The sequence below is a fragment of the Parasutterella secunda genome (assembly GCF_016901835.1).
GTDB lineage: Bacteria > Pseudomonadota > Gammaproteobacteria > Burkholderiales > Burkholderiaceae_F > Aphodousia > Aphodousia faecavium.
The window spans coordinates 67,227-77,343 of record NZ_JACJKX010000010.1 but is presented as its reverse complement, the minus strand read 5'-3'; the positions used below and the strand labels follow the sequence as shown (position 1 = coordinate 77,343).

10 protein-coding genes and 1 tRNA gene are annotated in these 10,117 nt (G+C 47.2%); 3 read left to right on the top strand and 8 right to left on the bottom strand.

Going from position 1 to position 10,117, the window contains the following annotated elements; translation table 11 throughout:
* The first annotated feature begins 240 nt into the window (after positions 1 to 240).
* A complete protein-coding gene (locus H5985_RS06435; protein ID WP_205050489.1) occupies positions 241 to 537 on the top strand; it encodes a helix-turn-helix domain-containing protein in 297 nt (98 codons plus the stop codon).
* Positions 538 to 1,252: 715 nt separating this feature from the next.
* Here H5985_RS06435 and H5985_RS06430 read toward each other — a convergent pair.
* Together H5985_RS06430 and H5985_RS06425 are read right to left on the bottom strand one after the other, a co-directional pair.
* Positions 1,253 to 1,328 (bottom strand) — tRNA-Ala (locus H5985_RS06430).
* A gap of 50 nt (positions 1,329 to 1,378) precedes the next feature.
* Positions 1,379 to 2,218: a helix-turn-helix domain-containing protein gene (locus tag H5985_RS06425; protein ID WP_205050488.1), complete on the bottom strand. Its 840-nt coding sequence runs from the start codon at positions 2,216 to 2,218 to the stop codon at positions 1,379 to 1,381.
* A 116-nt stretch (positions 2,219 to 2,334) separates the two neighbouring features.
* On the opposite strand from H5985_RS06425, the gene H5985_RS06420 reads away from it, so the two are divergent.
* Positions 2,335 to 3,183 (top strand): aldo/keto reductase, encoded by an 849-nt coding sequence (locus tag H5985_RS06420; protein WP_205050487.1) that lies wholly within the window; start codon positions 2,335 to 2,337, stop codon positions 3,181 to 3,183.
* Between the two features lie 11 nt (positions 3,184 to 3,194).
* Positions 3,195 to 4,037 (top strand): aldo/keto reductase, encoded by an 843-nt coding sequence (locus H5985_RS06415; RefSeq protein WP_205050486.1) that lies wholly within the window; start codon positions 3,195 to 3,197, stop codon positions 4,035 to 4,037.
* Positions 4,038 to 4,096: 59 nt separating this feature from the next.
* Here H5985_RS06415 and hflX read toward each other — a convergent pair whose 3' ends face one another.
* The 6 genes from hflX to hisS all read right to left on the bottom strand — a co-directional run bounded on the left by hflX (position 4,097) and on the right by hisS (position 10,108).
* The gene (hflX, locus tag H5985_RS06410) at positions 4,097 to 5,263 is read right to left on the bottom strand and encodes a GTPase HflX (protein WP_205050485.1); all 1,167 of its coding nucleotides are present in this window, start codon (positions 5,261 to 5,263) and stop codon (positions 4,097 to 4,099) included.
* Positions 5,264 to 5,343: 80 nt separating this feature from the next.
* Positions 5,344 to 5,580, bottom strand: a complete 237-nt coding sequence (gene hfq, locus H5985_RS06405) for an RNA chaperone Hfq (RefSeq protein WP_022473295.1) — start codon at positions 5,578 to 5,580, stop codon at positions 5,344 to 5,346.
* Positions 5,581 to 5,655: 75 nt separating this feature from the next.
* Positions 5,656 to 7,005 (bottom strand): ribosome biogenesis GTPase Der, encoded by a 1,350-nt coding sequence (der, locus tag H5985_RS06400; protein WP_205050484.1) that lies wholly within the window; start codon positions 7,003 to 7,005, stop codon positions 5,656 to 5,658.
* Positions 7,006 to 7,008: 3 nt separating this feature from the next.
* Positions 7,009 to 8,118, bottom strand: a complete 1,110-nt coding sequence (bamB, locus tag H5985_RS06395; RefSeq protein ID WP_205050483.1) for an outer membrane protein assembly factor BamB — start codon at positions 8,116 to 8,118, stop codon at positions 7,009 to 7,011.
* 19 nt (positions 8,119 to 8,137) lie between these two features.
* The gene (locus H5985_RS06390; RefSeq protein ID WP_205050482.1) at positions 8,138 to 8,791 is read right to left on the bottom strand and encodes a YfgM family protein; all 654 of its coding nucleotides are present in this window, start codon (positions 8,789 to 8,791) and stop codon (positions 8,138 to 8,140) included.
* Between the two features lie 3 nt (positions 8,792 to 8,794).
* Positions 8,795 to 10,108 carry a histidine--tRNA ligase gene (gene hisS / locus H5985_RS06385; protein WP_205050481.1) on the bottom strand — a complete coding sequence of 438 codons (1,314 nt, stop codon included), beginning with the start codon at positions 10,106 to 10,108 and terminating at the stop codon, positions 8,795 to 8,797.
* Between the last annotated feature and the right edge of the window lie 9 nt (positions 10,109 to 10,117).

The window sequence follows — 10,117 nt, the reverse complement described above, 5'->3', positions numbered from 1 at the left end:
ACACCGATACGGCCGGAACGGCCGTGCGCTGGAAAAGGAAGCGATTCCTTTTTGAAGAGTTCCCCCGAGGAGAAACCCGTCGGTGCGGGTTCCTCGGCGAGAGGCTTGAACCTGAACGGTTCAAGCGGGTCGCGCAAAGCTCCGTCCATTTTAAGGCGGTGTAGTTCACTAAGAAAACTCAAAAGACCCCAAAAAAGGAGCTCGAACTGGCGAAACTTCGAATGAAAGAGGTCAAAGAAAATGTTTAAATTTTCTACAAAAAGTCATGAGCAATTGATTAATAAGTGGCGTGAAAACCCGGATTTTGTTCAAGCATACAACGATTTGGAAGAAGAATTCGCTTTGTTGGATGAAGCAGTTAAGGCTCGCAAAAGTCAAAAACTAACGCAGACTGAGGTTGCCTCAAGAATGGGGGTACCGAGAAGCGCAGTATGTCGTCTTGAACGGGGGTTGATATCTGGGAAAATGCCTACGATTCCAATGCTTAGACGATATGCCAAAGCTATTGGGAAAAGAGTAGAAATTCGTTTGATCTAAATCTCCCGATATTATGGACTAGGCTTAAAAGAGCCTAGTTCTCCAACAATAAAAAAATCCACCTGATCAAAAACAAACCAGATTGAAATCTCTCTTTAAAATCAATAGATTAAGTGGTGGAGATGAGGGAAATCGAACTCTCCAATGTTTTCAGGCCTTCTACATTCGAGTTATTTCTTAGTCACCCACCTAGTCACCCAAGAGATCGGGAGTGAAACGCCAATCGAAAAATTTCAATATCGCTCGTTAATTTTTGATAAACTCTCAAAGCCCAACGAGAAAAGGGAATTTCATTCTAAGCCTTGGCCCTGAAAACTTTGCGCCGAATTCTTCAAGATATTTCGCGCGAAAAGAATTTCGGCGAAAGCCGAAAGGGCCCCTGTGAAAACAGGGTTTAGAAACGACAATGGCCCGGTTGCAGCCGAGCCAAAGTCAATTTAAACGAGGTGACGGAATGTCTTATCTTTCATCCTCGTGGGTGACTATATCACAATTAAATGCGATTGTGGTCATTGACTTAAGAATTCAATTCTTAGTTGTGACGCTTGCGTTTATGTTGTGGATAGTCCGCACGAAACCTTAATGGATTGGGCTAAGTTCGAAAGGGCTTAGCCCTCGTGCGTTTCCATGCCGCTACAATTTCACAGCAATAAAAAATCCACCTGACTCAGAATAAATCAGATGGAAATTTCTTTTTTAAAATCAACAATTTAGGTGGTGGAGATGAGGAGGGTCGAACTCCCGACCTCTGCATTGCGAACGCAGCGCTCTGCCAACTGAGCTACATCCCCACTGAGACTGAAAATTCTGCCACGGCAAAGATAAAATTGCAAGAAACCGCCTACCGACTCTTGTGCAGACTTTTGCGAAATTCCGATGGTGTCATTCCTAACTGTTGTTTGACAAATCGACTGAAATACGACAAGGAAGAAAAATTCAATTCTTCTGCAATCCGTGATAAAGGACGACTTTGGTCATACAGAAGTTTCGAAATTTCCTGGATCGTAAATCTCTCAATGAAATACGACGCCCCTTTTCCACTCACCTTCCGGCAGACTTCTGACAGATAATGGCTGCTGACAAAAAGTTTGTCGGCATAGTAATCCAAATTTCTATTCTTACGAAAATCGCCTTGCATTAATAATCTGACAAAGCGATTGACCAGCTCGGCATTCCGACCGGAAATAGCCTCCAAATAATTATTTTTTTCTGCATGGATACTATAAAGGTCCAGAATATGAGCCATTAACAAGTGCTCGACTAACTCCCGATTAAATGGATTGTCACCTTCTAGAAGGCGTTCTCGGATTCGAATCAAGTCCTGCTGACACCTCAACACTTTCTGTGGACTCAATTGCATGACAGGATTATTCAATAACGACAAATGCCCGAAGACGCCGTAGTTACTTTTCAAGGTCAAACCGGATACGAACCTATCCTCCAACGCCATGACAATGCCTTTGAAATCACTCGATTGAGCGAAAGCTCTAGCCAGACGAAACGTCGGAATAATCAGATAATCTGTAGCAACTATATTGAAATGCGTTTCGTGGAACAAAAAACTCATTGCTCCATTAAGACACAAAACATGCACGACATAGTCCCGATGTTGAATCGGAGAGAGAGTTTTTATGGAATCGGCAAAAATGATTGACTCATTTTTCTCTTGAAGCGGTTGCATTAACAAAAAAACTCCGAAAATTGAAAATTTCTCTACAAAATCGAATAGCCCTATTATGAGTTAAATCTTACTATTTTGTCTTGTGTAATCCTTTTATTTTTTAGTGAGATATCGCTATGAAAGAAGTTTGTCTTAATAACGGTGTACATATGCCCGCTATCGGTTTCGGTGTGTACCAAATTCCGAATTCTGAAACTGAAGAAGCCGTAACGAACGCGCTTGAAGTCGGTTATAGACTAATTGATACGGCTGCCAGCTACTTCAATGAACGGGAAGTTGGACAAGCCGTCCGTCAATCCGGTTTAAAACGAGAGGAAATTTTTATTACCAGCAAATTATGGGTCCAGGACTACGAGTACGAAGATGCGCTTCGTGCCTTTGATCGTTCATTGAATAACCTTGGGGTAGACTACATCGATCTGTATCTTCTGCATAAACCTTACGGAAATTATTATGCGGCTTGGCGAGCCCTTGAAAAGCTTCATAAAGAAGGCCTTATTCGAGCTATCGGCGTCACCAGCTTTTCAAACGAACGTCTGCAGGATCTTTTCCTACATAACGAAATTAAGCCGGCAATCAATCAATTGGAAACTCATCCTTTCTTCCAACAAAAGGCTGCGAATGATTTCCTCCGCTCGGAAGGGATTGTGCATCAAGCCTGGGCACCTTTCGCCGAAGGGAAAAACGATATTTTCAACCACCCTGTCCTCAAGAAAATTGCAGAAAATCACGACAAAACTGTTGCCAATGTCATCCTCAGATGGCTTAATCAGCGCAATGTGGTTGTTATTCCGAAATCAACGAAAAAATCTCGCATGATTGAAAATTTCAACAGCTTTGACTTCACTCTCACCGATAATGAGATGGACTTGATCGCTCAACTTGATACCGGCAAGAGCCCGATTTATGACGATCAGGATCTGGCCGTAACGAAATTTATCGGTTTGCACAAAATTCACGATTAGGAGAAGCAGCCATGCAAAAAACGATTTTGAATAACGGCGTCGAGATGCCGCTCATCGGTTACGGTGTTTTTCAGATCAGTCCTGAAATCTGCACACGGTGTGTCAGAGAAGCTTTGGATGTCGGTTATCGATCTATTGATACCGCTCAGGCCTATTACAACGAGGAAGCGGTTGGAACTGCGCTGAAAGAATCCGGCATAGCACGAGAAGATATTTTCCTCACAACAAAAGTTTGGATTTCAAATGCCGGCGAAGAAAAGGCAGCCAAAAGTATTGACGAATCGTTGCGAAAGCTTCAAACCGATTATCTTGATTTAGTGTTGATTCATCAGCCGTTCGGCGATTACCACGGGACATACCGTGCAATGGAAAAAGCCGTCAAACAAGGAAAAATTCGGGCTATCGGACTCAGCAATTTTTACAACGACCGTTTCATTGATGTTGCTGAAACTTATGAAATTAAACCTGCGGTTCTGCAGCTTGAAACACACGTTTTTTGTCAGCAAAAAGCTATGCGTGATCTCGTTAACGAGTACGGCACCAAGCTGATGGCCTGGGCCCCTCTGGCTGAAGGCAAAAACAACCTTTTTAACGATTCGATTCTTTCCGAGATCGGTGAAAAATATGGCAAAACTGCCGCGCAAGTCGCTCTGAAATTTTTAGTTTCAGAAGACATCATCATTATTCCGAAATCGGTTCATAAAGAACGAATGGCGGAAAATCTGGCAATTGAAGATTTTTCCCTCATCGAGAGAGAAATGCAGATCATTCGAACAATGGATACAGGACACACGCTGATAGCCGACTTCAGCAATCCTGCATTAGCGAAGTTTCTCCTGCACTACGAAGACTGATCGGTTCAACTGAAGTTCATTTGAAGGCCTTTGCATTTCAGAGGCAAAGGCCCTCAAAATCAATCCTCACTCATTTCCCATTCTTCAGGTTCACGAGGTAGGCTCTTGTTTGCCTCTTTAATTTCACGAGATCGTTCCAAGATTGCTTCCCGCAGTAAGTCCAACCCGATAGACTTCAGTGCAGAAATACGAACCGCTTCAATTTCACCGTTTGTGTTTCTCAAAATTTCAGGCTCTAAATCCGTTTGATCAATTTTGTTTAAAACCAAAATGGTCGGTATTTCGTGGGCGTCGATTTCCTCCAGTACCTTATTGACTTCTACAATCTGATCATCTTTTGCAGGGCTGGAAGCATCCACAACGTGCAACAAAATATCCGCATGAACCGTTTCATCAAGTGTGGACTTAAACGCTTCTACCAATTGGTGCGGTAAGCCTCGAATGAATCCGACGGTATCGCTTAAAACAACGCTCTCCCCGTCTCCAACATAGCATCGGCGGGCGGTAGTATCCAATGTGGCAAAGAGCTGATCCGCGGCGTAGATATCCGACTTGGTTAAAGCATTAAACAGAGTGGACTTACCCGCATTGGTGTAACCGACAATGGAAAGCGACACAATATCGCTTCTTGAACGCCCTTTTCTCTGCGTATTGCGCTGCTTTTGCAATTTCTTGAGTTGCTCTTTGAGTTGCTTGACCCGCACGCCGATCATACGGCGGTCAAGCTCAATTTGCTTTTCACCCGGACCACCGGTCTTACCCAAGCCGCCACGCTGACGTTCCAAGTGAGTCCAACCTCGTACCAAACGCGTTGACAGATGCTCCAGTCTGGCCAACTCAACCTGCAGACGACCTTCACGGCTTTTGGCACGTCGCTGAAAAATTTCCAAAATAAGCTGCGTACGGTCAAGAACTGCTACCCCGACTGTTCGCTCGATATTGCGTTGTTGAGCTGCTGATAAGGCCACATCAAACACAACTACACCGACATTCAAACGTTTGAGCTCGTCGGCCAACTCCTGAATTTTTCCGCTTCCCAAATACGTAGCGGGATCGGGTTTGTCGCGTTTAGCGAGCATCATACCGACCGGTTCCAATGCATCGCTTCGAACCAATTCGGTCAATTCTTCCGGCGCATCGGGAATCGTTATTCGAGAGGTACTCACACACACAAGATAAGCGCGGGGAGATTTTTCCTGGGCAGAATCAATTTGGAATACTGTCATAAAACTGAAAGGACAAAAAGAGCGTGCAGAACCAAACGGTCACAGCACACTCTTTGTGAATAAACTGAGAATGTCTTCAATTATTCAGCGTCTTCAACCTGAGGCATGTTTACAGGCTTGGTCGGCACAACCGTACTGATCGCATGTTTGTAAACCATTTGCGTCACGGTATTGCGAAGTAAAACAACATACTGGTCAAACGATTCCACTTGGCCCTGCAGCTTGATGCCGTTTACCAAATAGATCGAAACCGGAATGTGTTCCTTGCGCAAAATGTTAAGGAACGGGTCTTGCAAAAGTTGGCCTTTATTTGTCATTTTTATTCTCCGGGCGCTTCAATTCACGCCTTCTTGTTTAGCGGTTGCCCGACAATCGAACAACTTCCTGTTAGTTTAATCCTTTTTCTCCACGTAGGGGTTACGGTTCAACTTAAATTCAATGCGAAGCGGAGTGCCTGCCAAATTGAATTGATCTCTGAACCACCCTTCCAAATAGCGCTTATAGCTATCAGGGACAGCCTGAAGACTGTTGCCGTGAATCACCACGACAGGAGGATTTTGTCCGCCTTGATGTGCATAACGCAGTTTAGGACGAACGCCCTTGACACGAGGCGGCGATTGACGTTGAACGGCTTCAATCAGTGCTCGGGTCAATTTCGGTGTCGATAATTTGGCAAAAGCCGCAGCGTGAGCGTCCGATACCGCTTTCATCAAATGATTCAACCCATTGCGTTTCAAAGCGGAAATATGAATCTGACGAGCCCAATTCAAGAAGTGAAGTTTGTGCTCCATCTCTTCATCAATACGGCTGCGCTCATAGCTGTCAAGCGCATCCCACTTATTGACGGCAACCACCAAGGCTCGGCCGCTTTCCAAAACATAGCCCGCAATGTGCGCATCATGCTCGGCAATGCCCTCCTTGGCATCCAAAACCAAGATCACAACATTGGAATCGGCAATGGCCTGAAGTGTCTTGACGACCGAGAATTTTTCAATTGCCTCGAAAACCTTTCCTTTGCGACGAAGCCCTGCCGTATCGATCAAGGCGTAATCGCGACCGTCATACTCAAAATCCACCCGAATGGAATCTCGAGTCGTGCCGGGCATATCGTAAGCAATCAATCGCTCTTCACCCAAAAGGGCGTTGATCAAAGTGCTTTTACCGGCGTTCGGTCGACCGGCGACTGCCACCTTCACGCGCGGCGCCTTACCCTCTTGAACTTCATCGTCTTCAACAATCGGGATTTCTTCATCGGGACAATGCGAAAGAGCAAGCTCAATCATGTTATGCACGCCGTGACCGTGGGCTGCCGAAATCATATTGGGCTCACCCATAGCGAGTTCATAGAACTCAGCGGCATGTACCGAATCGAGTCCTTCGGCTTTATTGACCGCCAGCACAACCGGACGATGAGATCGACGCAGGTGATTGGCGATTCTTTCATCATGCGGGGTCAGGCCCGTGCGGGCATCCACCACAAAAATCACCACATCGGCTTCTTCAATCGCCAACTCAGCTTGGCTTGCCATCGCCTTGACGATGCCTTGACTTTTAACAGGCTCGAAACCGCCCGTATCCACCACAATATAGGGACGCGGACCGACTCGGCCTTCACCGTACTGGCGATCTCGGGTCAGGCCCGGGAAATCCGCCACTAAAGCGTCTCGCGAGCGCGTCAGGCGGTTAAACAAAGTGGATTTGCCGACATTCGGGCGGCCAACCAAAGCAATCACTGGAAGCATTGTCTATTGCACCTTGATGAAGGCCACTTCACCTTCTTCAGTTTGGAAAATAGCCCCCTGCTCATAGCTTTGAGCAGGCGAAACAATGGCACCGTCTAATTGAGTGCGACCGATGATATCTCCGCTTTCCGGATTGAGAATCTGGATGTAGCCTTCACTGTCGCCGACTGCGAGAACCCCGGACATCGGCACAATGGCACGCACCCCGCGCCACTTCAACTTTTCATTTTTCCAGACGGGATATCCGCGGGTACGATCAAAGGCATAGAGTTCGCTCGCGGTATTGCCAACGTAAACAAAACGCTCATCTGCAGCGGGCGGCGTCATTGCCATCACATCGTGCGTAAAGCGCAACTGACCGTTTTGGGCATTCATACACACCAAGCGTCCCTGGAACGCAGAGGCACACAACAGATCACCGCTGAGCATGGGAGAGCCGAGAATATCAACCAAGCGTTCGACTTCCGTGATACCACGCGCCTCAGAAATCAATGCCTGCCACACGGGGCGGCCTTCTGCGGAAAGCCCCAATAAGTAACCGTTACTTTGACCCACAAGAATCATCGGGCCGAAAAACATCATGCCGGAAGCGTTCTTGATCGTCAGCGACGGTGCCTGACGCTGATAGCGCCAACGCTGTTGACCGCTCATTGCGTCAAAAGCCGTCACACGGGTATCGGCCGTACGCACAACCACAAGGCCGTTGCCGACCAAGGGCACAGCATCCATTTCACTCGTAAGAAACGTCGACCAAAGCTTTTTACCTTCGGCGTCAACAACCACCAATTCGCCCTTGGCAGTTCCGACAGCCACGATATAGCCGTCACTGCCGACACCGGCCGCAATCGGCGCATCGGTTTCAAAGCTCCAGACCTCATCACCCGTTTCGGCATCCAACCGATAGATCGTGTTGTCGCCAGCCGCATAGACCGAAGTGCCGACCACACTCGGCACCAGGTAATTGGTCAGACTCTCACCCACATTCTTTGACCAAACCACATCGGGCTCAGCAATGGAGTTGTAATCTTCAAGCTCGGTCGGAGCCTGGGAACTCGGCGTACTGCAGCCGGCTAATACCGCCGCTGCTGCTAAGGCCAAAAGTGTCTTTTTCATCATAAAAAGCCTTTAATTCTTATTGCTTTTGTTGTTGGGTTTCTTCAGGCAATGCTTGAAGTTTCAATTGCACAAATCCCATCAGGGCCGGATCAATCGGGTGCTCCAGAGCCTGTTGCCAAACACGGCGGGCATTGACGATATCGCCTTTGGCAAAATAAGCATCGCCCAGGCGATCATTAACCAGCGCAATTTGTCGATCGGTCGGTTGGGCAGCACTCAAAAGAGAAACGGCTTCTTCAAATTTTTTATCATCAATCATAAAACCGGCCAAACGCACACGGGCAACCGTCTGAAATTCGGTTTTATCTGAATTGGCTACAACCCAATGCAAAAGCTCCTGAGCCTTCGCACTTTCGCCTTTACCTTCAAGGTAACGGGAAGCACTCAAAGCGCCCATCGGACCGTAAACCGTGGAGCCTGCGTCTTCAATAAGAGCGTCCACAATCTTTTCCACAGAGCTCGCCTCAGCCTGCTGCATGATGGCCGTCTGCAGCGAAGAATACGCAACGCTTGCTTCCTGCGCCTGATGACGCTCCCACCACTTCATTCCGTTATAACCGGCAAAAGCCAGGCAAACTACCGTGATGACAGAGAGGACTAAATTACCCCACTTTTCCCACCAAGCCTTTAACTCGTCTAATGATTCTTGTTCTTGTAAATCGTAAGCCATGGCTTATTCCTCGTCTTCCTTGAAAAAGTCATCGTTTAAATTGACAAAATATTGGATCGCATCCTGTAAGTCAAGCGTTTCCTGTTTCATAAACCGTTCTTCAGGATCGCCGTACATGCATTTAACTGTGACCTGTCCTTTGGCCGTTTCCTCTTCACCGCAGATTAAAGCGTATTTAGCACCGCTTTGATCGGCTTTCTTCATTTGGCTCTTGAGGCTTGACTCTCCTGCGTGAACGATCACATCATAGAAAGCATCACGCAAAATTTCGCCCAACATCATGGCATAACCCTGAGAGTTTCCGCCCTGATGCAGCACATAAACTTCAGTGTCGGGTTCTGCGGATTCAAATCCGCATTCACGCATCACTTCCAAAACGCGCTCCACCCCCATGGCAAATCCAACGGCAGGGGTCGGGCGACCTCCCAACATTTCGATCAGCGGATCGTAACGACCGCCGCCGCAAACCGTGGCTTGAGCGCCGAGCTTATCGGTCACCCATTCATACACGGTGTGGTTGTAGTAATCCAAGCCTCTGACCAGGCGCGGGTTAATGGTGTAGTCCACGCCGGCAATCGAAAGAAGCTCTTCCATGCGACGCAGGAAAGCAAGGCTGTCTTCCTTGAGGTAGTCAAGCAGTTTAGGTGCCGCTTCCACCAACTGTTGCATATCGGGATTTTTGGTATCCAAAATACGCAAAGGATTGCTGTAGAGGCGACGCTTGGCATCTTCATCCAACACGTCACGGTTGGATTCAAAGTATTTGATCAGTGCCTCGCGGTGAACTTTTCGTTCTTCCAGGTTTCCTAAAGAATTCAACTCAAGCTTTAAAGGCAGAATTTCCAACTCATCAAAAAGGCGCCGAGCCATCAAAATCTGCTCAACGTCTACATCCGGCCCCTTAAAGCCCAAAGCTTCTACCCCTAACTGATGGAACTGGCGGTAACGACCGCGTTGGGGACGTTCGTGACGGAACATCGGTCCGAAATACCACAGACGCTGAGGAGCGTTATAGGTAAGGTTATGCTCAATAACGCTTCTGACCACACCGGCCGTGTTTTCAGGACGGAGAGCCAGCTCTTCACCGTTGAGCGAATCGGTAAAGCAATACATTTCCTTTTCAACAATATCGGTGACTTCCCCGATACCGCGTTTAAAAAGAGAGGTTGCTTCAAGAATCGGCGTACGGATCTGTTTATAACCATAACCACGCAGAACATCATGAGCACATTCCTCAAAGTACTCCCAAATCGGAGCCTCTGACGGAAGAATGTCATTCATGCCGCGAATACCGGCAATTTTTTGAACTTTTGCCATAATCAAACT

Bases quoted from the DNA above. Each gene is read 5' to 3' on its own strand.
- H5985_RS06390 (WP_205050482.1), bottom strand. From the start codon at position 8,791: ATGGCTTACGATTTACAAGAACAAGAATCATTAGACGAGTTAAAGGCT.
- hfq (WP_022473295.1), bottom strand. From the start codon at position 5,580: ATGACAAATAAAGGCCAACTTTTGCAAGACCCGTTCCTTAACATTTTG.
- H5985_RS06425 (WP_205050488.1), bottom strand. From the start codon at position 2,218: ATGCAACCGCTTCAAGAGAAAAATGAGTCAATCATTTTTGCCGATTCC.
- H5985_RS06415 (WP_205050486.1), top strand. From the start codon at position 3,195: ATGCAAAAAACGATTTTGAATAACGGCGTCGAGATGCCGCTCATCGGT.
- H5985_RS06420 (WP_205050487.1), top strand. From the start codon at position 2,335: ATGAAAGAAGTTTGTCTTAATAACGGTGTACATATGCCCGCTATCGGT.
- bamB (WP_205050483.1), bottom strand. From the start codon at position 8,118: ATGAAAAAGACACTTTTGGCCTTAGCAGCAGCGGCGGTATTAGCCGGC.
- H5985_RS06435 (WP_205050489.1), top strand. From the start codon at position 241: ATGTTTAAATTTTCTACAAAAAGTCATGAGCAATTGATTAATAAGTGG.
- der (WP_205050484.1), bottom strand. From the start codon at position 7,005: ATGCTTCCAGTGATTGCTTTGGTTGGCCGCCCGAATGTCGGCAAATCC.
- hisS (WP_205050481.1), bottom strand. From the start codon at position 10,108: ATGGCAAAAGTTCAAAAAATTGCCGGTATTCGCGGCATGAATGACATT.
- hflX (WP_205050485.1), bottom strand. From the start codon at position 5,263: ATGACAGTATTCCAAATTGATTCTGCCCAGGAAAAATCTCCCCGCGCT.